The following is a 25,939-nucleotide window of genomic DNA, read 5'->3' as shown; positions in this document are numbered from 1 at the left end:
GAAGTATCCATCCATGTCCCACGCCATCGCCCGCCTGCCCGAGCCGCGCCTGCGCGCGCTCGAAGATGCCTACGGCGCGGCCGTCGCCGCCAAGCGCCGGCAGGTCCTTCTCGGCGGCCTCGTCCTTGCCGCGCTCGTCGGCCTGTCCGCCTGGGCGGGCGAGGTGGACCTTGCGAAGTTCTTCGCCAATCTCTGGCGCTTCCCGAGCTACATCGGCGACATCGTGCCGACGCTCAGGCTCACCCATCTCGGCGAGGACCTCGCCGAGTGGTACTGGGGGCTCGGCTACTGGCTGAGGCTCATGGGCGAGACGCTGCTCATCGCCTATCTCGGCACCATGCTCGGCGGGCTCTGTGCAATCAGCCTCTGCTTCCTTGCCGCGGCCAATCTCTCGCGCTCGGCGCGGGTGCGCTGGCTGGTGCGGCGGGTGCTCGAATTCTGCCGCACGGTGCCGGAGATCGTCTTCGCGCTCATCTTCGTCGCGGCCTTCGGCCTCGGCCCGGTGCCGGGCGTGCTCGCCATCGCCATCCACACGACGGGCGCGCTCGGCAAGCTGTTCTCCGAGGTCGTCGAGAACATTGACATGAAGCCGGTCGAGGGCGTCTCGGCCACCGGCGCGACCTGGCTCGAGACGGTGCGCTTCGCCGTGCTGCCGCAGGTGCTGTCCAACTTCGCCAGCTACGGCCTGCTGCGCTTCGAGATCAACGTGCGCGGCGCGGCCGTGATGGGTTTCGTCGGCGCCGGCGGCATCGGCCAGGACCTCATCGAATCCATCCGCAAGTTCTACTATTCCGACGTCAGCGCCATCCTCCTCATCATCATCGCCACCGTCATGGTCATCGACCTTGCGACCGAGCGGCTGCGCCACGCGCTGATCGGCATGGAGAGCCGCTCATGAACGGATCTGCGCCAACCGCCCCCCGCTTCGAGGCCGAGGCGCTCGCCGACATGGCGGGGCTCGCGGCGCGCCATCCTTCCATCTTCCGCGTGAACTGGCCGCGCCGGGCGCTGACAGTGGCGATCGTCGCCGTGCTCGCCGGGCTGTTCATCTCCGGCTTCTGGGCGCTCGGCTTCTCCTTCGCCCGCATCGCCGGCGGCCTTGGCAAGCTCGTCGAATTCGCCGGCTTCATGCTGCCGCCGTCGCCGGGCAGCTACGCGACTTTCCTCACCTATCTCATGGCGCTGGCGCAGACGCTGGCGATCGCCTTCCTCGGCACGCTGACGGCGGCGATCCTTGCCTTTCCCTTCGGCTTCCTCGCGGCCAAGAACGTCATCCCGAACGTATTCCTCCATTTTTCGCTGCGTCGCGGGCTCGATGTGGTGCGCGGCGTCGACGTGCTGATCTGGGCGCTCATCTGGATCAATGTCGTCGGGCTCGGGCCCTTCGCCGGCATCCTCGCCGTGGCGACGAGCAATTTCGGCGAGTTCGGCAAGCTCTTCTCCGAGGCCATCGAGGCGATGGACAAGAAGGCCGTGGAAGGCGTCGCCTCGACCGGCGGCGGCAAGCTGCACCAGGTACGCTTCGGCCTCCTGCCGCAGGTCTTCCCGGTCATCGTCAGCCAGGTGCTCTATTATTTCGAATCGAACACCCGCTCGGCCACCATCATCGGCGTGGTCGGCGCCGGCGGCGTCGGCCTGCATCTCTACGAGCAGATCCGCATGCTCGAATGGCAGCACGTCTCCTTCCTGGTGCTGATGATCCTTCTCACGGTGGCGGTGATCGACTTCGTCTCCGGCCGGCTGCGCTTTGCCATCATCGGCAATGCGAAGATCGTGGCCTGAACCGTTTATGTTCGCATCCGCCTATTCCCCCAGCCGGCATCCAATTCGCGGGCGGATGCACTTTGGTGCGCGCTGATCCTCCCCCGTATGGGGGAGGTGGCGCCGCGAAGCGGCGACGGAGGGGGTAGGGGTTGACAACAAGGGCGTCGATCCCGGTCTTGACCCCACCCGTCTCGCGCCTTCGGCGCGATCCACCCTCCCCTTGAGGGGAGGGATCAAGCCAAGAGCCTTGCGGCCGGCTTGCATTCGTCCTGCTCTAGCCGTTCTCGACGACGAGTTCGACGCGGTCGGCGGCGAAGACCACATGGGCCGCCTGCACGGGCGTGCCCGTGCCGTCGACGTTGAGCGCATCGACGACGAAAAGGATGCGCCCCGGCGAGAGGTCGAGCCGCGCCGCATCGTCGCCGGTGGCGAGGCGGGCGGTGATGCGCGTCTCGGCGCGCACGTAGTCCGTCACGCCACAGGCGGCGAGCGCCCGGGTGATCGATCCCGTCTCGCGCAGCACCGCGGCGGCGCCGGCAAAGCGCGGCAGCGGGAAGAAGGACGTGCCGCTGGAGACGGGCGTACCGTCGATGAAGCGGCGCACCTCCGTCCGCAGCACCGGCGAGCCGGGCATGAGGCGCAGGCGCCGGGCCGTCTCCTCGTCGGCCACCGTCTCGGCCGCCGACATCAACTCGCCGCCGGCCTCGTGGCCTTCGCGCGAGACGATCTCGGTGAAGCGCGTGCGCCGGCCGATGGGATAGGCGAGGGGCTTCGCCTCCACGAAGGTGCCGCGTCCCTGCGTGGCGCGCAGCAGGCCCTTGGCGGCGAGCGCGGCGATCGCCCGGCGCACGGTGTGGCGGTTGACGGCGAATCGCTCCGCAAGCCGCGCCTCCGTCGGCAGCTGGCTGCCGGGCGTCAGGCGCCCGTTCATCACATCCGCCTCGATGGCATCGGCGATCTGCCGCCAGGCGGTGACGCCAGCGGCGCGGGCGAGCGCGCCGTCGCTCGTCCCGGTCATCGGTTCGTCGCCGAAATCCGCTATGGCCTCGCCCGTCATGGAAGTGTCACTGGACTTTTTCATGTAGTTGTCTATACCACTAGACAAATGATTGTTGAAGCGCTGCAACAGGGCAGCGAGGGCGGGTGATCATGACCGCAGTCGGTCCAGGTGAAATCCATCCAGCTGACGATGATCGGGAAATCGCGGCGCGGCAAGCCGTGATGGCCGTTTCGGCCGCGGCGCGGCGCGAGGAGCTGGACAGCGTGCTCGCCGCGCTCGCGCCGCTGCCGGAGGCGAGCGACCTGCGCCGGCCGGAGACGGGCCTCGTCATGACGCGCGGGCGTGCCGGCGGTGACGGGGCGCCGTTCAACCTCGGCGAGGCGACGGTGACGCGCGCGGCGGTGCGCATCGCGGAGGGCGGACGCACCGTCAACGGCTTCGCCTATCACCTCGGCCGCGATGCGGCGCGGGCGCGCGCCGCCGCCGTCATCGACGCGCTCTGGCAATTGCCGGGCCGGCGGCAGGCGGTGGAAGCGGCGCTCGCACCGGTGCACGAACGGCTCATGGCCGGGCGCGAGACGGCCGCGCGCCGCACGGCGGCGACGCGCGTCAACTTCTTCACTATGGTCCGCGGAGAGGATTGATGAGCATCGCCCTCGCACCCGGCTTCACCGAGCCCGTCTTCGATGCGCAGCGCGTCTTCCGCGCTCTCATGGATGCCACCGCGCGGCCGGCGACCGTCCAGCCGCTCGCCACGGACCTTGTGCCGCCGGCGCCGCTAACGCCGGAACTCGCCGCGGTGGCGCTGGCGCTGGCCGACCACGAGGCGCCGCTGTGGCTCGATGCGGCGCTCGCCGCCGTGCCGGCGGTGGCCGCCTATCTGCGCTTCCACACCGGGGCCCGCGTCGTGGAGACGCCGGACGAGGCGGCCTTCGCCCTCGTCGCCGAGCCCGATGCGATGCCGCCGCTCGGCGCCTTCGCGGTCGGCACGGACGAATATCCCGACCGCTCCACCACCGTCGTCATGGCGGTGCGGACGCTCGCGGCGGGGCGGGGGCTCGCCTGCGAGGGGCCGGGCATTCTGGACCGCGCCGACATCGCCATCGCGCCGCTGCCGGGCGACTTCCTCGCCCAGCGCGCGGCGAACCGCGCCCTCTTCCCGCGCGGCATCGACTGTCTCTTCGTCGCGCCGGGCTCCGTCGCGGCGCTGCCCCGCACCACGCAGATCCTGCCGGAGGGCTGACATGTATGTTGCGGTCAAGGGCGGCGAAGCCGCCATCGACAACGCCCACCGTCTGCTCGCCCATGCGCGGCGCGGCGACCCCGCCGTGCCGGAGATCTCTCCGGAGCAGATCGGCGGGCAGCTGAAGCTCGCCGCGGACCGGGTGATGGCGGAAGGCTCGCTCTACGACCGGGACCTCGCCGCGCTCGCCATCAAGCAGGCGCGGGGCGATCTCGTCGAGGCCATCTTCCTGGTGCGCGCCTATCGCACGACGCTGCCGCGCTTCGGCTACAGCGAGCCGGTCGACACCGCGGCCATGGCCGTCGAGCGCCGCATCTCCGCCACCTACAAGGACCTGCCGGGCGGACAGGTGCTGGGGCCCACCTTCGACTATACCCACCGGCTGATCGACTTCCTGCTGGCCGCCGGCGCCGCGCCGCCCGAGCCGGCGGAAGCCGCGGCGGGCGAGGGCGAGCCGATGGCGCGCGTCACCGACCTCCTCGACGGCGAGGACCTGATCGAGCGCGAGGTCGCGCCCGACGGCGATACGCCGGTCGGCGACCTGACGCGCGAGCCGCTCGATTTTCCGGCGGAGCGGGACCTGCGCCTGCAGGCGCTCGCCCGCGGCGATGAGGGTTTCCTGCTCGCCCTCGGCTATTCCACCCAGCGCGGTTACGGCCGCACGCATCCCTTCGTCGGCGAGGTGCGCTATGGCGAGGTTGCGGTGGAGTTCGTGCCGGAGGAGCTCGGCTTCGCCGTGCCGCTCGGCACGATCGACGTCACCGAGTGCCAGATGATCAACCAGTTCAAGGGCTCGGCCGAGGTGCCGCCGCAGTTCACGCGCGGCTACGGCCTCGTCTTCGGCCAGAGCGAGCGCAAGGCCATGGCGATGTCGCTGGTCGACCGGGCGCTGCGCGCCCGCGACTTCGGCGAGGAGGTGACGGCCCCGGCGCAGGACGAGGAATTCGTGCTCGCCCATTGCGACAACGTGCAGGCCACCGGCTTCGTCGAGCATCTGAAGCTGCCGCACTACGTCGACTTCCAGGCCGAGCTCGACCTCGTGCGCCGCATGCGCACCGAATATGCCGCCCGCCGTGGCGAGGCGAGCGAGATGAAGGAGGCTGCGGAATGAGCGCGGCGATGCGGGATGATCTTCCTTCTCCCGGCGCAACGGCGGGGAAGGAAACGGACGCCTACAACTTCGCCTATCTCGACGAGCAGACGAAGCGCATGATCCGGCGGGCGATCCTGAAGGCGATCGCCATTCCCGGCTACCAGGTGCCGTTTGCCAGCCGCGAGATGCCGATGCCCTATGGCTGGGGCACCGGCGGCGTGCAGGTGACGGCCGCGGTGCTCGGCCCCGAGGATGTGCTCAAGGTCATCGACCAGGGCTCGGACGACACCACGAACGCCGTCTCCATCCGCCGCTTCTTCGCCAAGACGGCGGGCGTCGAGACGACGACGAAGACAAGGGCGGCGACCGTCATCCAGACGCGCCACCGCATCCCGGAGGAACCGCTGCGGGACGGCCAGATCCTCGTCTACCAGGTGCCGATCCCGGAGCCCCTGCGCTTCCTCGAGCCGCGCGAGACCGAGACGCGCAAGCTGCATGCGCTCGCCGACTACGGGCTCATGCATGTGAAGCTCTATGAGGACATCGCCCGCCACGGCCACATCGCCACGACCTACGCCTATCCGGTCGAGGTCGCCGGCCGCTATGTGATGGATCCCTCGCCGACGCCGAAGTTCGACAACCCGAAGATGGACATGTGCGCGGCGCTGCAGCTCTTCGGCGCCGGGCGCGAGAAGCGCATCTATGCCGTGCCGCCCCACACACGGGTGAGGAGCCTCGATTTCGAGGACCACCCCTTCCGCATCCAGACCTTCAAGCAGCCCTGCGCGCTCTGCGGCGCCGAGGGGGTCTATCTCGACGAGGTGGTGCTCGACGACCGCGGCGGGCGCATGTTCGTCTGTTCCGACACCGATTTCTGCGAGGAGCGCCGGGCGGCCGGGCATCAAGGGATGATGGTGGATCCCGGCGCCAGTGATCCCTCCCCTGAAGGGGAGGGTGGATCGCGCCGCAAGGCGCGAGACGGGTGGGGTGAGGCGAGGCACGCCGCTCGTGCCGGGAAGCGCGCGGCCCCCTCCGACGGCCTGCGGCCGCCACCTCCCCCATACGGGGGAGGATCGAGCGACCTGCCATCCGATACGGCTGCTGAAAAGAGGGAAGTGGTGGCCAAGGACAAGGCAGGAGAGACCCGATGAGCGAGCGTCCGCTTTTGTCCGCCCGCGGGCTGACGAAATATTATGGCGAGCGTCTCGGCTGCTGGGACGTGACCTTCGATCTCCACGAGGGCGAGGTGCTCGCCGTCGTCGGCGAGTCGGGCTCGGGCAAGTCGACGCTGCTCGGCCTGCTCGCGACCGAGCTCGCCCCGAGCGCCGGCGCGGTCCACTACCGCATGCGTGACGGCGTGGTGCGCGACCTGTCCGAGCTCACCGAGGCCGAGCGGCGCCTGCTGCTGCGCACGGACTGGGGCTTCGTGCGCCAGGATGCGCGCGAGGGCCTGCGCATGGGCGTCTCGGCCGGCGGCAATGTCGGGGAGCGGCTGATGGCCGTCGGCGCCCGGCATTACGGCAATATCCGCGCCGCCGCGAGCGACTGGCTCGCGCGCGTCGAGATCGAGGCCGGCCGCATCGACGACACGCCGAAGAGCTTTTCCGGTGGCATGCGCCAGCGCCTGCAGATCGCCCGCAACCTCGTCACCCATCCGCGCCTCGTCTTCATGGACGAGCCGACCTCGGGCCTCGACGTCTCGGTGCAGGCGCGCCTGCTCGATCTCATCCGCGGCCTCGTGGCGGAACTCGGCCTCGCCGTCATCATCGTGACACACGATCTTGCTGTGGCTCGTCTGCTCTCGCACCGCATCATGGTGATGCGCCGGGGCAGGGTGATCGAGACCGGACTGACCGACCAGGTGCTCGACGACCCGCGCGAGGCCTATACGCAGCTACTCGTTTCCTCGGTGCTGGCAGCATGACGACCGAACAGCCTCTCATCGCCCTCGACGACGTGTCGAAGAGCTTCACGCTCCACCTGCGCGGCGGGCTGGAGCTTGCCGTCGTCTCCGACGTCAGCCTCGCGGTCGCGGCCGGCGAATGCGTCGTCCTCGGCGGGCCCTCGGGCGCCGGCAAGTCGTCGATCCTCAAGATGATCTACGGCAACTACCGCGCCGACCGTGGCCGCATCCTCGTCCGCGACGGGGCGGAGGTGGTCGACGTCGCCAGCGCCGAGCCGCGCCGCATCCTGGCGCTGCGGCGCGACGTCATGGGCTATGTCAGCCAGTTCCTGCGCGTCATCCCGCGCGTCGCGACCCTCGACATCGTGGCCAATGCGGCGCGTGAGAGCGGTATCGGGCAGCAGGAGGCGATGGAGCGGGCGAGGCGCCTGCTCAGCCTCCTCAACGTCCCGGAGCGCCTGTGGCAATTGCCGCCCTCGACCTTCTCGGGCGGCGAGCAGCAGCGCGTCAACATCGCCCGCGGCCTTGCCGCCGACCGGCCGGTGCTGCTCCTCGACGAACCGACGGCTTCGCTCGACGCGAAGAACCGCGCCGTCGTCGTCGACCTCATCCACGAGAAGAAGCGGGCTGGCACCGCCATTCTCGGCATCTTCCACGACGAAGACGTGCGCGAGGCGGTGGCCGACCGCATCGAGGACGTCACCCGCTTCGCTTCTTCCCGAGCCGCCTGATTGAGAGCCGCCGTCATGACCGCAACGCCCGACAGTTTCGTCATCGAGAACGCCACGCTCATCCTGCCCGACAGGATCGTCCCGGGCGGCTGGCTCGCGGTCTCGGACGGCCGCATCGCGGAGTTCGGCGAGGGCCGGGCGCCGGAGCGCGGCATCGACCTTGCCGGCGACTATCTGCTGCCGGGCCTCGTCGAGCTGCATACCGATCATCTCGAGAGCCACTACGCGCCCCGGCCCAAGGTGCGCTGGCACCCGCTCGCCGCCGTCATGGCCTATGACGCGCAGATCGCGGCGGCCGGCATCACGACGGTGTTCGATTCCCTGCGCATCGGCTCCGATTTCGACAAGGGCTCGCTCGGCGAGGAGGTGTGGACGCTCGCCGATGCCATCAAGACGGCCGTCGCCGAGGGGCACGTGCGCGCCGAGCACCGCACGCACCTGCGCTGCGAGATCTCGTCCCCTGACGTCATCGACCAGGCCGAGCGCTATGTGGCCGAATATCCGGTGCACATGATGTCGCTGATGGACCACACGCCGGGCCAGCGTCAGTTCCGCGATATCGCCGTGTGGAAGACCTATTACAGCGGCAAGAACGGCGTCGGCGACGATGCCATGAACGCGCTCATGGCGCGCCGCCTCGCGATGCACGAGGCGAATGCCGAAACCCACCGGCGCCGCCTCGTCGAGATCGCCCGCGCGCGCGGCGTCGTGCTGGCAAGCCACGACGACGCGACGCCAGAGCATGTGGAGGAGGCGAAGACCGACGGCGTCGCCATCGCGGAATTCCCGACGACGATCGAGGCCGCCCGCGGTTCCCATGCCGCCGGCATCCGGGTGATGATGGGCGGCCCCAACATCGTGCGCGGCGGCTCCCATTCCGGCAGCGTCGCCGCCGAGGCCGTGGCGCGGGAGGGCGTGCTCGACATCATCTCCTCCGACTACGTCCCGGCGAGCCTCCTCATGGCCGCCTTCGACCTGCCGCGCCGGGTGCCGGCCATCTCGCTGCCCGAGGCGGTGGCGACGGTCACGCGCAATCCGGCCCTCGCGACGGGGCTCGCCGACCGCGGCGCGCTCGCCGCCGGGCTTCGGGCCGACCTCGTGTGCGTGCACATGACGGGTGCCGTTCCGGTGGTGCGGCAGGTGTGGCGCGAGGGGCGCCGCGTGGCATGACCATGGAAGCCGAAGCCGGCGATCGCGTGCGCATCACGCTCGGGCGCGGGCTCTTCGTCTGCGTCGTCGGGCCGAGCGGCGCCGGCAAGGACACGCTCATCGACCATGCCCGCCGGCGCCTCGCGGTTGAGGGGGAACGCTTCGTCTTTCCGCGCCGGCTCGTCACCCGCGCGGCGAGCACTGCCGAGGACCATGATGTGCTGAGCGAGGAGGCCTTCGGCGCAGGCGTCGCCGGTGGAGCCTTTTCGCTGCACTGGCATGCGCACGGCCTCGGCTATGCGCTGCCGCGCAGCGTCGAGGCGGCGCTTGCGGACGGGGCAGTCGTCGTCAGCAACATCTCGCGGGCGCAGGTCGCGGCGGCGCGCGAGGCCTTTGCCCGCATCGCCGTCATATCGGTGACGGCGCCCGACGCCGTCATCGCCAGGCGGCTCGCGGCCCGCGGCCGGGAAAGCGCCGAGACGATCGCCGCGCGCCTCGCCCGCGGCAAGGCCGTGGTGCCCGACCGGGCGCCGGATCTCACCATCGTCAATGACGGCAGCGTGGAAGCGGCCGGGGAGAAGCTGGTCGCCTTCCTGCGTGGGGCGCTCCGGGACTGAGGGTGCTTCCGAGTGCCTCCGGGCCGCGTACCCGACGCTCTCCGCCGCCCGCGGCCTTCGAGCCCCTTGCGCGACGGCAGGGCGTGGATGCCCGCGACGAGCGCGGGCATGACGGCGTGGGAGGTGGCCGGCCTGCCCCCGGCTACCCGCCCGGGCAGTCCACCGCCACGATACGGGCGCGCCAGGCCTCGGCCGCGGCGCCGAGGGTTGTCGCTTCGCCCGTCCCGCCGGCTTCGGGCAGGCGGGTGCTGTCGGCAAGGCTCGCCGCGGTCGTCGCGGGGACGCTCGTGCCGAGCGCGATGCCGGCAACCAGCGTCATCGTCTGCGGCAGGGGGCCTACGACGGCGACGAGCGCACCGGACCTGTCGACGACGGGGGCGCCCGCCATGCCGGGCTGCACCGGGGCCGCGAGGCGCGCCGTGCCATCGCCCGCCACCTTGAGCACGCCCGGCGTCGCGACGAGCCGGCGCTCGCCGCCCGTGGCGGCATGGCCGAGGACGAAGACGTCTTGGTCCGTGCCCTCCGGGCGGCGCCAGGCGACTGGCACCCCTCCCGCCGCGAAGGCGCCCTCGACGAAGGCGGCTTCGCCGCTCGCCTCGATCTTCACCGGCTTGCCGCCGACCGTCGGCGCCTTGCAGGCACCTGCGGCGGCGCTCGTCAGCGCCCGCCCGCCGTCGAGGACGACGGCCGTGAAGGCATTGCCGCCGGAGACGGTGGGGGCGGGGGATGCCGCACCGCCGGCCCCGGCCGTGGCCGTTGTTGCCGATGCAGCCTCGGGTTCCGGCTCGAAGCTGTTGGTGATGGCGATGGTGAGCCTGTCGAAGGTCGCGGCGGCGCTCGCGGATAGGCCATGGTGAAGCCGCGCAGGCCGGCGGCGGTTGCGGCAAAGCGCGTGAAGAAGCGCTCGGCGCCTTCCTCGCCGGTGACGACGAACCAGTTGTCGCGCAGCACCTTGTAGGTGATGCGGCGCCCCGGCGCCGCGGCGCTGAGGTCGGCGTAGAGATCCTTGAGGCCGGTGCCGGCCGCGGCCGGGATGAGATCCGTCGTCAGGGCGCCGCCGCCGCGCCTGGCGCGGAAGAGGGAGCCGCCCGGCGTGTCGCTGCGCTCGGCGAGCACCTTCTGCGGCACGCCGATGCGGATGCCGGAGCGGCGATCGTCGATGACGGCAAAGCCGGCGGCATCGCGCTGGCGTTGCGCGGCCGCCAGGAGCGCGTCGCGTTCGGCGGGCGTGAGAATGCCGTCCGCGGTGAGGCGGCTGCGCGTCTCGAAGGCGCGGATGGCATCGAAGCTGCGCTTGCCGAAGGCGCCGTCGAGCGTGCCGTTGTAGTCGCCGGTCCAGACGAGCGCGTCCTGGATGGCCTTGCGGTCGGCCTCCGGCAGCGCCTCGAAGGCGGCACGGGCGGCATCGAGCGCCTCGCCCGCTGCGGGCTGCTGCGCGAGAGCCGGGGAGCCGAGCGGCAGGGCCGCCGCGCCGATAAGGAGGCCCAGCAGGGCCCCGATGCCGCCCTGTCCACGATCCCGTCTGCGACCGCGCCCCGTCCGCGCCCGGTTCATGCCCCCGCTCCCCGTTCGTTCCGTCGCGCGACTATGGCAAAACTGCACGATGTCGTCACGGCATGCGTTGCAGCCATGGATTGCAGCCGTGCTTCGAGGCGCTTAGTCTCGCGCTCGTCATCGCGGCGGCGCTATTTTTCCTAGGCGTCACCCGAAGGCACGCCCAGGGAGGGGAGCATGATTCGTGCTGCGCAACTGATTGCCGTCGCCATCGCAACCCTCTGCCTCCTCGCCCTTGCCCCACCGGCTTCGGCGCAGAAGTCCCTGGTCCGGGACGATCTCGCCAGCGCCGCCGTCAGGCTGCAGGCCGACCTGAAGACGGAGGCGGGAGCGGCCGCAACGCGTCCCGCCGACCAGTTGCGCCGTGACAGCGCCCAGGCGCTCGCCCGCGGCGACGCCCGCCAGGCGCTTTCCTCCGCCGCCGCGGCCGTCGCTGCCGATCCGGCCAGCGCTGCCGGCTGGACGGCCTATGCGCGGGCGGCCATGGCGATCTCGCCGGCCAATTACAGCGAGCGCTACAGGCTCGCCGAGCGGGCGACGAGCGCGGCCTATGCGGCCTATCAGAACGCGCGCGGGGCCGCGGCCGAGGCCTCGGCGCTGGCGCTTCTCGGCGACGTCTTCGCCTCGCGGCAATACTGGCGCCCCTCGCTCGACGCCTACCGGATGAGCCTCGCGCTCGCCGACGATTCGCATGTGCGGTCGATCTATGAAGGCCTGCGCGAGAAATACGGCTTCCGCATCCTCGACTACCGGGTCGATTCCGATTCAGCCTCGCCGCGCGTGTGCTTCAACTTCTCGGAGCCTCTGGCGCGCGGCCGCGTCGATTTCGCGCCCTTCGTCGCCGTGACGGGCAGCGCGACGCCCGCCGTGACGGGCGAGGACCGCCAGCTCTGCGTCGACGGCCTGAAGCACGGCGAGCGCTATGCCATCGTGCTGCGCCAGGGCCTGCCCTCGTCCGTCGAGGAGACGCTGCTGCGCAACGCCGACTACGAGATCTACGTGCGCGACCGCTCTCCGCAGGCGCGTTTCACCGGCCGCAACTACATCCTGCCGCGCACGGGGCAGGAGGGCATCCCGGTCGTCACCGTGAACACGGACAAGGTGGATGTGGAGCTCTACCGCATCGGTGACCGCAACCTCCTGCCGACGCTGCGCTCCGACGAGTTCATGTCGCAGATCGCCCGCTACACGGCCGACAACATCGCCTCCGACCAGGGGCAGAAGGTCTGGGCCGGCACGCTCGATGTGGCGCGGCGGATCAACGAGGACGTGACGACCGCCTTCCCGGTGCTGGAGGCGACCGGCGGCAAGCTGGAGCCCGGCGTCTATGTGATGACGGCGCGTCCCTCCGGCGGGCCGCCCGCGGACGAGGACTACAGCCCGGCCGCGACCCAGTGGTTCATCGTCTCCGACATCGGCCTCACGGCGCTCTCGGGCGAGGACGGCGTGCACGTCGTCGCGCGTTCGCTCGCCTCGGCCGGGCCGCTCGCCGGCGCCACCGTCAAGCTCGTCGCCCGCAACAACGAGGTGCTCGGCGAGGTGAAGAGCGACGGCAACGGCCGCGCCGTCTTCGCGCCCGGCCTCTCGCGCGGCAAGGGTGGCCTCGCGCCGGGGCTCGTGGTGGCGACGACAGAGGCCGGCGACTATGCCTTCCTCGACCTGGCCCAGACGCCCTTCGACCTCACCGACCGGGGCGTCGCCGGCCGGCAGACGCCGGGGCCGCTCGATGCGCAGGTCTTCACCGAGCGCGGCGTCTACCGCACGGGCGAGACGGTCCAGGTCACGGCGCTGCTGCGCGACGCGCGCGGCGATGCCGCCGCCGGCCTGCCGCTCACCCTCGTCGCCCGCCGGCCGGACGGCGTCGAATACCGGCGCGTCGCCGTCGACGACCAGGGCCTCGGCGGGCGCGCCTGGTCGCTGGCGATCCTGCCCGGGGCCATGCGCGGCACCTGGCGGCTCACCGCTTATGCGGACCCGAAGGGCGCCGCCATCGGCGAGACGACCTTCCTCGTCGAGGACTATGTGCCGGAGCGGCTGGAGCTGACGCTGGCCCCGCAGGAGCCGACGGTCGCCGCCGGCGACGCGGCGAACATCGACGTCACGGCCCGCTATCTCTACGGCGCCCCGGGCGCGGAGCTCGAGGTCAGCGGCACCGTGACCGTCGAGGCCGTGCCGAACAATGCGGTGCCGGGGCTCGAGGGCTATGCCGTCGGCCTCGACGACGAGGCCTTCGAGACCGTGATGCAGGAGGTCGAGGAGGGGGCAGAGACGGATGCCGCCGGCAAGGCGACCTTCGCCGTGCCGCTGCCGGACGTCTCCGCGCCGCGGCCGCTGCAGGCCACCGTCACCGTCACCGTGGCCGAGCCCGGCGGGCGTGGCGTGGCGCGCTCGCTCACGTTGCCCGTCGCCCAGGCCGGAAATGTCATCGGCGTGCGCAAGCTGTTCACCGATCTCTCCGATGGCGGCATCGCGACCTTCGACGTGGTCGCGGCCACGGGCGAGGGCAAGCGGCTCGCCATGCCGCTGCGCTGGAGCCTCTACCGCATCGACCAGCGCTACCAATGGTTCAACCAGGGCGGCGGCTGGTCCTACGAGCCGATCCAGACGACGCGCCGCATCGCCGACGGTGAGATCGAGCCGGGGACCGATGCGCCCGCGCGCATCTCCGCGCCCGTCGGCTGGGGACGCTACCGCCTGGAGATCGAGGCGGGCCGGGGCGAGGCGGCGCCGACGAGCCTGTCCTTCTCCGTCGGCTACAGCGGCGCCGTGAGCGCCGATACGCCGGACGTGCTCGACATGCGCCTCGACAAGGCCTCCTACGCGGCCGGCGAGAGGATGGCGATCAGCCTCAAGCCCCGCGCGGCGGGCAAGGCGACGGTGCTCGTCGTCGGCGACAAGGTGCATTGGGAGAAGCTCGTCGATCTCGACCCGGCGGGCACCACGGTCTCGCTCGAGGCGAAGGCCGAGTGGGGGCCGGGGGCCTATGTGGTCGTGCTGGCCCACCGGCCGCTCGACGTCGGGGCCAAGCGCATGCCGGGCCGCGCGCTCGGCCTCGCGTGGTTCTCCGTGGCGCGCGACCAGCGCAACATCGACGTCTCCCTCGATGTGCCGCAGGTGATGCAGCCGCGGCAGACGCTCGACGTGCCGGTGCGGCTCGGCGGGCTCGCGGCGGGGGAGGAGGCCTATGTGACGGTAGCCGCCGTCGATGTCGGCATCCTCAACCTCACGCGCTACGAGGCGCCGCGCCCGGGCGACTATTTCTTCGGCCAGCGGCGTCTCGGCACCGAGATCCGCGACGTCTACGGCTATCTCATCGACGGCATGCAGGGCACGCGCGGGGCGATCCGCTCCGGTGGCGACGCGGCCGCGCCGCAGTTCGACAACGCGCCGCCGACGCAGGAGCCGGTCGCGCTCTATTCCGGCGTCGTGCGCGCCGGGGCCGACGGTGTCGCCCATGTGTCGTTCGACATCCCGGCCTTCAACGGCACCGTGCGCGTCATGGCTGTCGCCTGGTCGAAGACCCGGGCCGGTTCGGCCACGGCCGATGTCGTGGTGCGCGACCCCGTCGTCGTCTCCGGCACTCTGCCACGCTTTCTCAACGTGGGCGACACGTCCCGCATCCACCTCGCCATCGACAATGTGGAAGGTGAGGCGGGCGACTATGTGGTGGAGGTCGACGCTTCCGGTCCGGTCATCCTGCCGCTCGAGGCGACGCGGCGCACGCTCAAGCTGGAGAAGGGCGCGCGTACGGCCCTGTCGCTGCCGGTCACGGCCGGCGGGCTCGGCGTCGCGAAGCTCACCGCGCGGCTGACCGGCCCCGGCATCGACGTGGCGCAGGACTTCGCCCTCGGCATTGCTCCCGGCACGCCGGCGCTCGCCCATCGCACGGTCCGGCCGCTGCCGGCCGGCGGCAGCGTCTCGATCAGCAGTGACATCCTCGCCGGCCTGATGCCGGGCTCGGGCGTCGCATCCGTCTCCGTGACGACGCTCGCCGCGCTCGACGTGCCGGGCTTGCTGCAGGCGCTCGACCGCTATCCCTACGGCTGCTCGGAGCAGATCGTCAGCCGGGCTCTGCCGCTGCTCTATGTGAACGAGCTCGCCAGCACCGAGGCCCTGCCGGTCGACACGCAACTCGACGAGCGGGTGCGCGGCGCCGTGGAACGGGTGATGTCGCGCCAGGATTCCAACGGCAGCTTCGGCCTGTGGTCCGTCGGCGGCGACGACATCTGGCTCGACGCCTATGTGACGGACTTCCTGACGCGGGCCCGCGAAAAGGGCTTCGCCGTGCCGCAGACGGCCTTCGACCTCGCGCTTGAGCGGCTGCGCAACTACGTCGCCAACACGACGGAGTTCGACCAGGGACGGGGACAGGCGCTGGCCTATGCGGTCTATGTGCTCGCCCGCAACGGCCGCCCGGTGATGGGCGACCTGCGCTATCTCGCCGACGTCAGGCTGCCGCGTTTCGGCAGCGCCATGGCGCAGGCGCAGATCGCAGCAGCGCTCGCGCTGCTCGGCGACCGGCGCCGGGCCGAGACCGCCTTCGCCACCGCCATGTCGACCCTGCGCGGGGAGAAGGACGGCCCGGCCTCGCGGCCGGACTACGGCTCGCGCCTGCGCGACGGCGCCGCGGTCCTGGCGCTCCTGGGCGAAGCGGGCACCGGCGGCGCCGAGATCCAGCAGGCGTCCCTCGTCATCGACGAGGCGCGCGGCACGGGCCGCTACACGAGCACGCAGGAACAGGCCTGGATGGTGCTCGCGGCCGGCGCGCTCGCGCGGGACAATGCGCGGCTCAAGCTCACCGTGGACGGGCGCGAGGCCGATGGCCCGTTCTACCGCAACTACCGCGCCGCCCGCCTCGACGAGGGGGCGGTGACGATCGCCAATACGGGCACGCTCGATGCCCGGGTCGTCGTCACGGCGGCCGGCAATCCGACGGCGCAGGAGGGCGCGCTCGCCCGCGGCTACACGGTGGAGCGCAGCTACTACCGGCTCGACGGCACGGCGGTCGATCCCGCGACGGTGCGGCAGAATGAGCGGCTCGTCACGGTGCTGAAGGTGACGGAGGACCAGGCGCGCTTCGCCCGCCTGCTCGTCGTCGATCACCTGCCGGCCGGGTTCGAGATCGACAATCCGAACCTCGTCGACGCCTCCTCGGCGGCGGCGCTGTCGTGGCTGCAGACCACGGTGGAGCCGGCACATGTCGAATACCGCGACGACCGTTTCGTCGCGGCCTTCGACCGTGACAGCGGCCAGTCGGCCTTCATCACCGTCGCCTACATGATCCGCGCGGTGGCGCCGGGCCGCTACGTCCACCCGCCGGCGACGGCCGAGGACATGTATCGCCCCGAGCGCTTCGGCCGCACGGGCTTCGGGACAGTCGAGGTGACGGAGGCGAAGTAGGGGCGGCTACGATGGACGCCGCAATTTCCCCTCCCCCTTGCGGGGAGGGGTAGGGGTGGGGGGCGCGACGTCGGGTGACGGTGCGGTCCTCCAGGCTGCGCCACCCCCACCCTGGCCCTCCCCGCAAGGGGGAGGGAACAGATGAGGCCCGCCGGGGCGCAACGAGAAGGTCGCTGGGATGCCGGCCGGATTGAGCGAGCGACTTGCCAGACTGCTCCGCTCCCGCGCGTTGCACGGGGTGGCGGCGGTTTGCGCGGTGCTGCTCCTCGCCGGCGGCATCGCGCTTGCGCGCTTCGTCGCTTCGCTCGGGCCGCTCGACCTGGCGCAGGTCGAGGAGCGCTCGACCGTCGTGTCCGACAGGGACGGCCGGCTGCTGCGCGCCTTCACCACGCCGCAGGGACGCTGGCGCCTGCCGGTCGGCGTCGACGACGTCGATCCGGGCTTCATCGCGCTGCTCACGACCTATGAGGACCGGCGTTTTCGCGCGCATTCCGGCATCGATGCGCTCGCCGTCCTGCGCGCCGCGGGCCAGGTGGCGCTCAACGGGCGCATCGTCTCGGGCGGCTCCACGCTGACCATGCAGGTGGCACGCCTGCTCGAGCCGCGCGAGGAACGCGACCTCGCCGCCAAGCTGCGCCAGGCGGTGCGCGCCGTTCAGTTGGAACGGCGCTTCGACAAGGACGCGATCCTCGGCTTCTACCTCACCATGGCGCCCTATGGCGGCAATCTCGAGGGCATCCGCGCCGCGAGCCTCGCCTATTTCGGCAAGGAGCCGAAGCGCCTGTCGCTCGCCGAGGCGGCGCTGCTCGTCGCCCTGCCGCAATCGCCCGAGACGCGCCGGCCGGACCGCTTTCCGGAGGTGGCCCGCGCCGCGCGCGACCGGGTGCTGGCACGGGCGCTCGCCCACGGCGGCATCTCGGAGGCCGAGGCACGGGCAGCCCGCGAGGCGCCGGTGCCGACGCAGCGCCAGCCGGTGCCGATGCTGGCACCGCACCTCGCCGAGACGGTGGTGCGCGGGGAGCCCGGTCGGCGCGAGCATCGCCTGACGCTCGATGCGCGCCTGCAGGCGCGGCTCGAGGCGCTGGCGCGCGAGACGGCCGAGCGGGTCGATCCGCGCGCCTCGGCCGCCGTCATCGCCATCGATAATGCGAGCGGCGCCGTGCGCGCCTATGTCGGCGCGGCGGATTATTTCTCGGCCGAGCGGGCCGGGGCGGTCGACACCGTGCTCGCCGTGCGCTCGCCGGGCTCGGCGCTCAAGCCGTTCATCTATGCGCTCGCCTTCGAGAGCGGGTTCGCCCATCCCGAGACGGTGCTGGACGACCGGCCGTCGCGCTATGGTATCTACGCGCCGAAGAACTTCGACCTCACCTTCCAGGGCACGGTGACGGCGCGCCATGCGCTGCAGCTCTCGCTCAACGTGCCGGCGGTGGAACTGCTGTCGGAGATCGGGCCGGTGCGGCTTCTCGTGCGGCTGCGCTCGGCCGGGGCGGACCTCGTCCTGCCGAAGGAGGCGGCGCCGGGCCTCGCCATCGGCCTCGGCGGCGTCGGCGTGCGCCTCATCGATCTCGCGCGCCTCTATGCCGCCTTCGCGCGTGGCGGCGCCGTGCCGGCGCTGTGGTGGCGGGAGGAGGGGGCGCCCGCAGGCGAGGCCGCGCGCCTGACGGAGCCGGTCGCGGCCTGGTACGTCGCCGACGTGCTGCGCGGTGCGCCGGCGCCGCAGAACGCGCTGCCGGGCATGATCGCCTACAAGACCGGCACCTCCTACGGCTATCGCGATGCCTGGGCCATCGGTTTCGACCGCAGCACCACCATCGCGGTGTGGATCGGCCGGCCGGACGGCGCGGCGGTGCCCGGCCTCGTCGCCCGACAGGTGGCGGCGCCCATGCTGTTCGAGGCCTTCGCCCGGCGCGGCGGTGCGAGCGAGCCCGTGGCCGAGCCGCCGGGCGTCATCCACGCGACGACGGCGAACCTGCCGCCGCCGCTGCGCCACCTGCGCAAGGACGTGCCGAAGACGATCGCGGCCGTGGCGCAGGCGCCGCTGCGCATCGCCTTCCCGCCGGACGGGGCGCGCGTCGACCTCGGTCTCTCGGAGGAGGGGGCCGGAGCGCTCCTCGCGCTCAAGGCGAGCGGCGGAAGCCCGCCGTTCCTGTGGTACGTCAACGGCGCGCCGCTCGGGACGCACAGCCCGAGGCGCGAGGCCGCGTGGGAGGCGGACGGGCGCGGCTTCGCACGGGTGACGGTGACGGACGGCCGTGGCGCGACGGACAGCGTGACGGTGCGGGTGGAATAGGGGCACCCCTTTCCCGGCGTCGTCGATCCGTTTCCCCTTGTGGGGGCAGGCTATTGCACATGAACGTCGAGGTCGTGATCCTCCCCCGCATTGGGGGAGGTGGCGCTGCGTAGCAGCGACGGGGGGGGGGGCCCGCGCGGCTGAGATTGTGAACACCGGTCCCCGCCTCGACCCCACCCGTCTCGCGCCTCCGGCGCGATCCACCCTCCCCTGAAGGGGAGGGATCAATAGCGCTCCTTGTATGCGAATACCGTGCCCTTGCGGGGAAGGGTAGGGAGGGGGGCAGCCGCAACACCCACCCCGCCCCCCTCCCCAGGCAAGTCGGGGTGTTCCCGACCTGCCTCTCAGGATCACATCTCGGGTCCACCCGAGATGTGTGGGGAGGAAGCAGGTGCGACCGTCAGATCGGCAGCGTATAGGCCGTCTTGACCGTCGTGTAGAACTCCACCGCGTAGCGGCCCTGCTCGCGGGCGCCGTAGGACGAGCCTTTGCTGCCGCCGAAGGGCACGTGGTAGTCGACGCCGGCGGTCGGCAGGTTGACCATGACCATGCCGGCCTCGGCGTTGCGCTTGAAGTGGCTGGCGTATTTGAGGCTCGACGTGCAGATGCCCGCCGACAGGCCGAACTCGGTGTCGTTGGCGAGGGCGAGCGCCTCGTCGTAGTCCTTGGCGCGGATGACGCTGGCGACCGGGCCGAAGATCTCCTCGCGCGAGATGCGCATGGCGTTGGTGCACTCGGTGAAGAGCGCGGGCGCCATGTAGAAGCCGGGTGTCTCGCGGTTCAGCACCTCGCCGCCGGCGACGAGGCGGGCGCCTTCGTCCTGGCCGATCTTGACGTAGGAGAGGTCCTGGTCGAGTTGGTTCTGGTCGACCACCGGGCCGATATGGGTGCCGGCCTTCAGGGCGTCACCGACGACGAGGCCCTTCATGCGCTCGGCCACCGCATCGACGAACCGGTCATGGATGCCGGCCGTCACGATGACGCGCGAGGAGGCCGTGCAGCGCTGGCCGGTGGAGAAGAAGGCGCCGTTGACGGTGCATTCCACCGCCGTCTTGAGGTCGGCGTCGTCGAGCACGACGAGCGGGTTCTTGCCGCCCATCTCGAGCTGGAACTTCTTCATCGTGCCGACGCAGGCCTCGGCCACCTTGCGGCCGGTCGCCACGGAGCCGGTGAAGGTGATGGCGTTGACGTCGCGCGACTTCAGCAGCGTCTCGCCGACGACCGAGCCGCGGCCCATGACGAGGTTGAAGACGCCGGAGGGAATGCCGGCACGCACGATGATCTCGGACAGGGCATGGGCCGAGCCGGGCACGAGGTCGGCCGGCTTGAAGACGACCGTGTTGCCGTAGCAGAGCGCCGGGGCGATCTTCCACGCGGGGATGGCGATGGGGAAGTTCCACGGAGCGATGATGCCGACGACGCCGACCGGCTCGCGCGTGATCTCGACATCGACGCCGGGGCGCACGGAGGCGATCTTGTCGCCAGCAAGGCGCAGCGCTTCCTGCGCGAAGAAGAGGAAGATCTGGCCGGCGCGGACCACTTCGCCTACGCCTTCCGGCAGGGTCTTGCCCTCTTCGCGCGAGAGCAGGCGGCCGAGCTCGTCCTTGCGGGCGAGGATCTCGTCGCCGGCCCTCTTGAGGATGTCGTGCCGCTCCTGCGGGGTCGTGCGGGCCCAGGCAGGGAAGGCGGCCTTGGCCGCGGCGATGGCGCGCTCGGTGTCGGCCGCGCTCGCGCGGGAGTATTCGCCGACGACGTCGTTCGTGTTCGACGGGTTGACGTTCCTGGTGGCGTCGTGCCCGGCGACCCACTCACCGGCGATGAAGTTCTGGAAATGTGCGGTCATGCCTCTTCCTGTCGTTCCTCATGTGATGGCTGTGGGGCAGCGCGGGCGCCGCCGCATTCGGCGCACACCATACGCATCCCGGCTCACATTGCAAAAGCACCGAGCAGTGCATGCCGGGCGTGCGTGCCGCGCGTGGGGATCACGATGTGGGGAACGCCGCACGCTGCCAATCGGGTTCGCGGGCAGCTGCGAGAACGGGGCAGGCAGAGGCGCCTCGGTCGTCATGGCCGGGCTTGTCCCGGCCATCCACGCCTTTGACGTTGCTTTTCGGTTGAAGGCGTGGATGCCCGCGACGAGCGCGGGCATGACGGCAGGGAAACGGCGTGCAGGTCTGGCTCCACGATCGCCGGGCCGTCACTCCACCGTCGGCTTGGCCCGCCGGACGGATTTTACCGCGGAGCGACGCTGCTTGCCTTCGAGCCGCCGCTCCCTGGAGGCCTTCGTCGGCTTCGTCGGCCGGCGCGGCTTGGGGCGCACCGTCGCCTGCCGGATCAGGTCCACGAGCCTGTCCAGCGCCTCCTCGCGGTTGCGCAGCTGGCTGCGGTGCGACTGGGCGGTGATGACGATGACGCCTTCCTGCGTCAGGCGGCTGCCGGCGAGCTTCATCAGGCGGATGGCCACCTCGTTCGGCAGCGACGGGGAGCGGCGGGCGTCGAAGCGCAGCTGCACCGCGCTCGCCGTCTTGTTGACGTGCTGGCCGCCGGGGCCGGAGGCACGGATGTGGCTCTCCTCGATTTCGCTTTCGTCGATGCTTATATCGTCGGTGATGCGCAGCATGGCGGATCCGGCAGGTCGCGTGCGGGGGCGCGCGGCTTGAACCGACCTCGCCCGCCTGATAACTCGTGGCTCGAATTTCCGATGCGGCCGACAGTTCCCGCGTGCGCGGTGCACGCCGGGAGCATGCGGTCCTTTCGTTGAGAGAGACTTGAATGGCCTCCTATCAGTACGTCTACCACATGCGCGGCCTGTCGAAGACCTACCCTGGCGGCAAGAAGGTCCTCGACAACGTGCACCTGTCCTTCTACCCGGGCGCCAAGATCGGCGTGCTCGGCGTCAACGGCGCCGGCAAGTCGACGCTGCTCAAGGTCATGGCCGGGCTCGACAAGGAGTTCACGGGCGAGGCCTGGGCGGCGGAAGGCGCGCGCGTCGGCTACCTGCCGCAGGAGCCGCAGCTCGACCCGACGAAGAATGTGCGCGAGAACGTCATGGAGGGCGTCGCCGGCGAGAAGGCGGTGCTCGAGCGCTACAACGAGCTCGCCATGAACTACTCGGACGAGACGGCCGACGAGATGACGCGGCTGCAGGACGAGATCGAGGCCAAGGGCCTGTGGGACCTCGATTCGAAGGTCGACCAGGCCATGGACGCCCTGCGCTGCCCGCCGGACGATGCGGAGGTCGCCTCGCTGTCCGGCGGCGAGAAGCGCCGCGTGGCGCTGTGCCAGCTGCTGCTCGCCCAGCCGGACCTGCTGCTGCTCGACGAGCCGACCAACCATCTCGACGCCGAGACGGTGGCCTGGCTCGAAGGGCACCTCAGGACCTATCCGGGCGCCATCCTGATCGTCACCCACGACCGCTACTTCCTCGACAACGTCACGGGCTGGATCCTCGAGCTCGACCGCGGCCGTGGCATCCCCTACGAGGGCAACTATTCCTCGTGGCTGGAGCAGAAGCAGAAGCGCCTCGCCCAGGAGGGACGCGAGGAGGAGGCGCGCCAGCGCACGCTGGAGCGCGAGCGCGAGTGGATCTCCGCCTCGCCCAAGGCCCGCCAGGCCAAGAACAAGGCGCGTATCCAGCGCTACGAGGAGCTGGTGCAGAAGGCCTCGGACAAGGCACCGACCACGGCCCAGATCGTCATCCCGATCGCCGAGCGGCTGGGCAACAACGTCATCGAGTTCGACGGCCTCACCAAGGGCTTCGGCGATCGTCTGCTCATCGACGATTTGTCGTTCAAGCTGCCCCCGGGCGGCATCGTCGGCGTCATCGGGCCGAACGGCGCGGGCAAGACCACCCTGTTCCGCATGATCACCGGGCAGGAGACGCCGGACGCCGGCTCCATCACCGTTGGTGAATCGGTCAAGCTCGGCTATGTCGACCAGTCGCGCGACGCGCTCGACGGCAACAAGACCGTCTGGGAGGAAATCTCCGGCGGCAACGACGTCATCTATCTCGGCAAGCGCGAGATCAACTCGCGGGCCTATTGCTCGGCCTTCAACTTCAAGGGCGGCGACCAGCAGAAGAAGGTCGGCATGCTCTCGGGCGGCGAGCGCAACCGCGTGCACCTTGCCAAGATGCTGAAGTCGGGCGCCAACGTGCTGCTGCTCGACGAGCCGACCAACGACCTCGACGTCGACACCTTGCGCGCGCTCGAGGAGGCGCTGGAGGATTATGCCGGCTGCGCCGTCATCATCAGCCACGACCGCATGTTCCTCGACCGTGTCGCCACCCACATGCTCGCCTTCGAGGGCGACAGCCACGTGGAGTGGTTCGAGGGCAACTTCGAGGATTACGAGGAAGACAAGAAGCGCCGCCTCGGCATCGATTCCACGATCCCGAAGCGCATCCAGTACAAGAAGTTCTCGCGCTGAGCGGGACCCTGTTGCGAGCGCCCGCGGGTTCGTCCTGCGGGCGCTTTTCTATGCGCTGAGGACGGCCGTCAGTGCGCGCAGCACCGCCGCATAGTGCACGCCGGCGGCGGCGACGACGAAGCCGTGCCAGATGGCCGCCTGAAAGGGCAGGCGTTCGGCGAGATGGAAAATGACGCCGACCGAATAGAGCACGCCCCCGACGGCGATCAGCGCCAGCGTGGTCAGGCCGAGCGCGTCCATCAGCGGGGCAACGGCGACGCCGCCGGCCCAGCCGAGGGCGAGATAGGCGGCGATCGTCAGGCGGTCGAAGCGGCGCGGGAAGAACAGCTTCAGGCAGGCGCCGGCGATGGCCGCGAGCCAGACGAAGCTCGTCAGGCCGACGGCCCAGGGGCCGCCGAGGCTGAGCGTCGTGAAGGGCGTGTAGGTGCCGGCGATCATCAGGAAGATGCCGGCCTGGTCGAACTGGCGCAGCTTCTCCTTGCGCGGTGACGCCGGTGCCAGGTTGTAGGCGCAGGAGCAGCCGAGCATGACGAAGAGGCCGAGGGTGTAGAGCGCCACGGCGGGCAGGGCGCCGTAGGCGCCGCCGTGCAGCACGAAACCGATGAGCACCACCGCACCGACGCAGGCGGCGACGAGGCCGATGGCGTGCACGACCGCATCGGCCACGATCTCGCGGCGCGTGCGCGGGCGGCACGCGGACGTCGAAAATCCCCTTGCTGATCCGGTCGTGCCGGACGGCGCGCGCGTCATGCCCCTGGCCGTGAGCTTGGTTGCTGCCTCACGGCTCAGGATGGATGCCGATCATGGCAGCATGCTGACGGCACAAGCTGGCGCTGCTGATCCCGTCTGTCGCAAGTCGGGTGTGCCCGACTTGCTCTTCGAGGGACACCTCCCGGGCGAGCCCGAGGTGTGGGGAAGGGAGGTTTGCCGGCTGCCAGGCCTGCCTCAGCGCGACGGGCCGTCGCTGCGGCGGCGGGCCGGGCGCATGAAGCCGATGCCGTCCATGCGCTCGGCACCGGCCGGGGCATGACCCTGGCCCTGACCGCGGTGGTGGTCGCGCTGCTGCGGCTTGCCGCTGCCCTGGGCGGCCTTGGCCGGCCGCTGGCCATCACGGCGGGACGCACCGTCCTGCTGGCGCTGGCCGTTGCCCTGGCCGAGGCCGCTGCCGTGACCATGGCCATTGCCGTGACCCGGCGCCTTGCCGGCGCTGTGGTGGCCCGGCTGCGGCGCGTTGCGGCCGCCGCGCGGCGAGTGCCGGCCCTTGCCGGCTGCGCTCTTGCCGGGGCCGTTCCTGCCGCCGCCGTTGCGGCCCTGCGGGCGGGCTTCGGCGGGCTCCTCCGGCTCGGCGCCCGGATTGGCGCGCCGGTCGGTCGCCGGGATCTTCTGGCGCGTCAGCTTCTCGATGGCCCGAAGATAGGCGCGCTCCTCACCGTCACAGAAGGAGATGGCGCTGCCGTCGGCGCCGGCGCGGGCCGTGCGGCCGATGCGGTGCACGTAGGATTCCGGCACGTTCGGCAGGTCGAAGTTGATGACGTGGGTCACGCCGTCGACATCGATGCCGCGGGCGGCGATGTCCGTCGCCACGAGAATCGGCGTCTCGCCGGTGCGGAAGCCGCCGAGCGCGCGCTCGCGCTGCGACTGGCTCTTGTTACCGTGGATCGCCGCGGCCCGGATGCCGTCCTGTTCGAGGTGACGCACCACGCGGTCGGCGCCGTGCTTGGTGCGGGTGAAGACGAGCGTGCGGCCGAGCTTCTCGCCCTTCAGGATCTCGGCGAGGAGGTTACGCTTGCGCGCCGTCTCGACGAAGATGACGCGCTGGTCGATGCGCTCGGCAGTCGTCGCGACCGGCGTCACCGACACCTGGACCGGGTCGTGCAGCAGGTCGGACGCAAGCGCGGCGATCTCCTTGGGCATGGTCGCCGAGAAGAAGAGGTTCTGGCGCTCCTTCGGCAGGCGCGGCACGATCTTCCGGATGGCGTGGATGAAGCCCATGTCGAGCATCTGGTCGGCCTCGTCGAGGACGACGACCTCCGTCTCGGCAAAGCTGACGGCACCCGTCTGCATGTGGTCGATCAGCCGGCCGGGGGTGGCGACCAGCACGTCGAGGCCGCGCGCCAGCGCATCGGACTGCGGCCGGTGGCCGACGCCGCCGAAGATCACGGTGGTGCGCAGGTTGAGGTGGCGGCCATAGGTGCGGAAGCTCTCGCCGATCTGGCTGGCGAGCTCGCGCGTCGGGCTCAGCACGAGCACGCGGCAGCGCCCGCGGCCCGGGCGCTTCGGCGCGTTGGCGAGGCGGTGGAGGATGGGAAGGGCGAAGGCCGCCGTCTTGCCCGTGCCCGTCTGGGCGATGCCGAGCAGGTCGCGGCCGGAGATGACATGGGGAATGGCCTGCGCCTGGATCGGCGTCGGCTGCTCGTAACCCTCGCTCTCCAGCGCCTTGAGCAGCGGTTGGGCGAGGCCGAGATCGGAAAATGAAGTCACTTATCGTCTTTCATGGTGCGCGCCGGACACGCCGCCGGCAACGAGCCGAAGCGGGCGCACGAACGCGGGGAAACGAACGCCCCGCGTGAATTGGGCTGTTCCGGAAGGATCGGTCGCCGGACGAACGGCTCAATCGACGAAGAACGTCGCTCACGCAGCCGAACGTGAAAGGGAAATCGATGCGACCCGCGCCACATGTGTCCCCTGGCGGGTGCTTTGTCAAGGAGGGGCGTGCAATGCCGCTCCATCGACGTGCGCACCATTGCGCCGTCATGCCCGCGCTCGT

19 protein-coding genes and 1 pseudogene are annotated in these 25,939 nt (G+C 71.0%); 13 read left to right on the top strand and 7 right to left on the bottom strand.

Going from position 1 to position 25,939, the window contains the following annotated elements; translation table 11 throughout:
* The first annotated feature begins 13 nt into the window (after positions 1-13).
* Positions 14-898 (top strand): phosphonate ABC transporter, permease protein PhnE, encoded by an 885-nt coding sequence (phnE, locus tag GGR16_RS08220; RefSeq protein WP_183316219.1) that lies wholly within the window; start codon positions 14-16, stop codon positions 896-898.
* Entirely contained in the window at positions 895-1,782 is an 888-nt protein-coding gene (gene phnE, locus GGR16_RS08215; protein WP_183316218.1) for a phosphonate ABC transporter, permease protein PhnE, read from the top strand. The genes phnE (GGR16_RS08220) and phnE (GGR16_RS08215) overlap by 4 nt, the downstream gene beginning before the upstream one ends.
* 256 nt (positions 1,783-2,038) lie before the next feature.
* Here the strand turns inward: phnE (GGR16_RS08215) and phnF are convergent, their stop codons facing one another.
* Positions 2,039-2,845, bottom strand: a complete 807-nt coding sequence (phnF, locus tag GGR16_RS08210) for a phosphonate metabolism transcriptional regulator PhnF (protein ID WP_343059614.1) — start codon at positions 2,843-2,845, stop codon at positions 2,039-2,041.
* Positions 2,846-2,913: 68 nt separating this feature from the next.
* Between phnF and phnG the strand changes: the two genes are divergently transcribed.
* The 8 genes and pseudogenes from phnG (at position 2,914) to phnN (ending at position 9,500) form a co-directional block, all read left to right on the top strand.
* Positions 2,914-3,408, top strand: coding sequence for a phosphonate C-P lyase system protein PhnG (gene phnG / locus GGR16_RS08205; protein WP_183316217.1), 495 nt, complete (start codon positions 2,914-2,916; stop codon positions 3,406-3,408).
* The gene (gene phnH, locus GGR16_RS08200) at positions 3,408-4,007 is read left to right on the top strand and encodes a phosphonate C-P lyase system protein PhnH (RefSeq protein WP_183316216.1); all 600 of its coding nucleotides are present in this window, start codon (positions 3,408-3,410) and stop codon (positions 4,005-4,007) included. The genes phnG and phnH overlap by 1 nt, the downstream gene beginning before the upstream one ends.
* Before the next feature lies 1 nt (position 4,008).
* Complete coding sequence (locus tag GGR16_RS08195) at positions 4,009-5,118, top strand: carbon-phosphorus lyase complex subunit (protein ID WP_071923911.1); 1,110 nt, start codon at positions 4,009-4,011, stop codon at positions 5,116-5,118.
* Positions 5,119-5,126: 8 nt separating this feature from the next.
* A pseudogene (locus GGR16_RS08190) lies at positions 5,127-6,053 on the top strand (alpha-D-ribose 1-methylphosphonate 5-phosphate C-P-lyase PhnJ); the annotation flags it as partial.
* A gap of 194 nt (positions 6,054-6,247) precedes the next feature.
* On the top strand, positions 6,248-7,024 hold the full coding sequence (phnK, locus tag GGR16_RS08185; RefSeq protein ID WP_019401629.1) for a phosphonate C-P lyase system protein PhnK: 777 nt from the start codon (positions 6,248-6,250) through the stop codon (positions 7,022-7,024).
* Positions 7,021-7,734, top strand: a complete 714-nt coding sequence (phnL, locus tag GGR16_RS08180) for a phosphonate C-P lyase system protein PhnL (protein WP_019401628.1) — start codon at positions 7,021-7,023, stop codon at positions 7,732-7,734. Before phnK ends, phnL begins: the two co-directional genes overlap by 4 nt.
* A gap of 15 nt (positions 7,735-7,749) precedes the next feature.
* Positions 7,750-8,904 (top strand): alpha-D-ribose 1-methylphosphonate 5-triphosphate diphosphatase, encoded by a 1,155-nt coding sequence (locus GGR16_RS08175; RefSeq protein WP_183316215.1) that lies wholly within the window; start codon positions 7,750-7,752, stop codon positions 8,902-8,904.
* Complete coding sequence (phnN, locus tag GGR16_RS08170) at positions 8,901-9,500, top strand: phosphonate metabolism protein/1,5-bisphosphokinase (PRPP-forming) PhnN (protein WP_183316214.1); 600 nt, start codon at positions 8,901-8,903, stop codon at positions 9,498-9,500. Before GGR16_RS08175 ends, phnN begins: the two co-directional genes overlap by 4 nt.
* A gap of 142 nt (positions 9,501-9,642) precedes the next feature.
* Here the strand turns inward: phnN and GGR16_RS08165 are convergent, their stop codons facing one another.
* Together GGR16_RS08165 and GGR16_RS08160 are read right to left on the bottom strand one after the other, a co-directional pair.
* Positions 9,643-10,107, bottom strand: coding sequence for a trypsin-like peptidase domain-containing protein (locus tag GGR16_RS08165; protein ID WP_183316213.1), 465 nt, complete (start codon positions 10,105-10,107; stop codon positions 9,643-9,645).
* A gap of 50 nt (positions 10,108-10,157) precedes the next feature.
* Positions 10,158-11,054: a peptidoglycan-binding domain-containing protein gene (locus GGR16_RS08160; protein ID WP_183316212.1), complete on the bottom strand. Its 897-nt coding sequence runs from the start codon at positions 11,052-11,054 to the stop codon at positions 10,158-10,160.
* 177 nt (positions 11,055-11,231) lie between these two features.
* On the opposite strand from GGR16_RS08160, the gene GGR16_RS08155 reads away from it, so the two are divergent.
* Both GGR16_RS08155 and pbpC read left to right on the top strand, forming a co-directional pair.
* Complete coding sequence (locus GGR16_RS08155) at positions 11,232-16,454, top strand: alpha-2-macroglobulin family protein (protein WP_183316211.1); 5,223 nt, start codon at positions 11,232-11,234, stop codon at positions 16,452-16,454.
* 178 nt (positions 16,455-16,632) lie between these two features.
* On the top strand, positions 16,633-18,744 hold the full coding sequence (gene pbpC, locus GGR16_RS08150; RefSeq protein ID WP_425486563.1) for a penicillin-binding protein 1C: 2,112 nt from the start codon (positions 16,633-16,635) through the stop codon (positions 18,742-18,744).
* A gap of 400 nt (positions 18,745-19,144) precedes the next feature.
* Here the strand turns inward: pbpC and GGR16_RS08145 are convergent, their stop codons facing one another.
* Together GGR16_RS08145 and arfB are read right to left on the bottom strand one after the other, a co-directional pair.
* Positions 19,145-20,587 carry an aldehyde dehydrogenase family protein gene (locus tag GGR16_RS08145; protein WP_019402397.1) on the bottom strand — a complete coding sequence of 481 codons (1,443 nt, stop codon included), beginning with the start codon at positions 20,585-20,587 and terminating at the stop codon, positions 19,145-19,147.
* A 354-nt stretch (positions 20,588-20,941) separates the two neighbouring features.
* Positions 20,942-21,364, bottom strand: a complete 423-nt coding sequence (gene arfB / locus GGR16_RS08140) for an alternative ribosome rescue aminoacyl-tRNA hydrolase ArfB (RefSeq protein ID WP_019402398.1) — start codon at positions 21,362-21,364, stop codon at positions 20,942-20,944.
* Between the two features lie 152 nt (positions 21,365-21,516).
* Here arfB and ettA point away from each other — a divergent pair, with 152 nt between their 5' ends.
* Positions 21,517-23,172: an energy-dependent translational throttle protein EttA gene (gene ettA / locus GGR16_RS08135; protein WP_183316210.1), complete on the top strand. Its 1,656-nt coding sequence runs from the start codon at positions 21,517-21,519 to the stop codon at positions 23,170-23,172.
* Between the two features lie 48 nt (positions 23,173-23,220).
* Here the strand turns inward: ettA and trhA are convergent, their stop codons facing one another.
* The gene (gene trhA, locus GGR16_RS08130) at positions 23,221-23,838 is read right to left on the bottom strand and encodes a PAQR family membrane homeostasis protein TrhA (RefSeq protein WP_019402400.1); all 618 of its coding nucleotides are present in this window, start codon (positions 23,836-23,838) and stop codon (positions 23,221-23,223) included.
* Between the two features lie 279 nt (positions 23,839-24,117).
* The gene (locus GGR16_RS08125) at positions 24,118-25,653 is read right to left on the bottom strand and encodes a DEAD/DEAH box helicase (RefSeq protein WP_183316208.1); all 1,536 of its coding nucleotides are present in this window, start codon (positions 25,651-25,653) and stop codon (positions 24,118-24,120) included.
* Positions 25,654-25,939 lie beyond the last annotated feature (286 nt).

This window comes from Chelatococcus caeni, from assembly GCF_014196925.1.
GTDB lineage: Bacteria > Pseudomonadota > Alphaproteobacteria > Rhizobiales > Beijerinckiaceae > Chelatococcus_A > Chelatococcus_A caeni.
The sequence above is the reverse complement of the archived record's forward strand: the minus strand, read 5'-3'. Positions and strand labels throughout refer to the sequence as shown.

Bases quoted from the DNA above. Each gene is read 5' to 3' on its own strand.
- GGR16_RS08155 (WP_183316211.1), top strand. From the start codon at position 11,232: ATGATTCGTGCTGCGCAACTGATTGCCGTCGCCATCGCAACCCTCTGC.
- phnK (WP_019401629.1), top strand. From the start codon at position 6,248: ATGAGCGAGCGTCCGCTTTTGTCCGCCCGCGGGCTGACGAAATATTAT.
- GGR16_RS08160 (WP_183316212.1), bottom strand. From the start codon at position 11,054: ATGAACCGGGCGCGGACGGGGCGCGGTCGCAGACGGGATCGTGGACAG.
- phnG (WP_183316217.1), top strand. From the start codon at position 2,914: ATGACCGCAGTCGGTCCAGGTGAAATCCATCCAGCTGACGATGATCGG.
- phnL (WP_019401628.1), top strand. From the start codon at position 7,021: ATGACGACCGAACAGCCTCTCATCGCCCTCGACGACGTGTCGAAGAGC.
- pbpC (WP_425486563.1), top strand. From the start codon at position 16,633: ATGCCGGCCGGATTGAGCGAGCGACTTGCCAGACTGCTCCGCTCCCGC.
- GGR16_RS08175 (WP_183316215.1), top strand. From the start codon at position 7,750: ATGACCGCAACGCCCGACAGTTTCGTCATCGAGAACGCCACGCTCATC.
- GGR16_RS08195 (WP_071923911.1), top strand. From the start codon at position 4,009: ATGTATGTTGCGGTCAAGGGCGGCGAAGCCGCCATCGACAACGCCCAC.
- phnH (WP_183316216.1), top strand. From the start codon at position 3,408: ATGAGCATCGCCCTCGCACCCGGCTTCACCGAGCCCGTCTTCGATGCG.
- ettA (WP_183316210.1), top strand. From the start codon at position 21,517: ATGGCCTCCTATCAGTACGTCTACCACATGCGCGGCCTGTCGAAGACC.
- arfB (WP_019402398.1), bottom strand. From the start codon at position 21,364: ATGCTGCGCATCACCGACGATATAAGCATCGACGAAAGCGAAATCGAG.
- GGR16_RS08145 (WP_019402397.1), bottom strand. From the start codon at position 20,587: ATGACCGCACATTTCCAGAACTTCATCGCCGGTGAGTGGGTCGCCGGG.
- phnN (WP_183316214.1), top strand. From the start codon at position 8,901: ATGACCATGGAAGCCGAAGCCGGCGATCGCGTGCGCATCACGCTCGGG.
- phnE (WP_183316218.1), top strand. From the start codon at position 895: ATGAACGGATCTGCGCCAACCGCCCCCCGCTTCGAGGCCGAGGCGCTC.
- phnF (WP_343059614.1), bottom strand. From the start codon at position 2,845: ATGAAAAAGTCCAGTGACACTTCCATGACGGGCGAGGCCATAGCGGAT.
- phnE (WP_183316219.1), top strand. From the start codon at position 14: ATGTCCCACGCCATCGCCCGCCTGCCCGAGCCGCGCCTGCGCGCGCTC.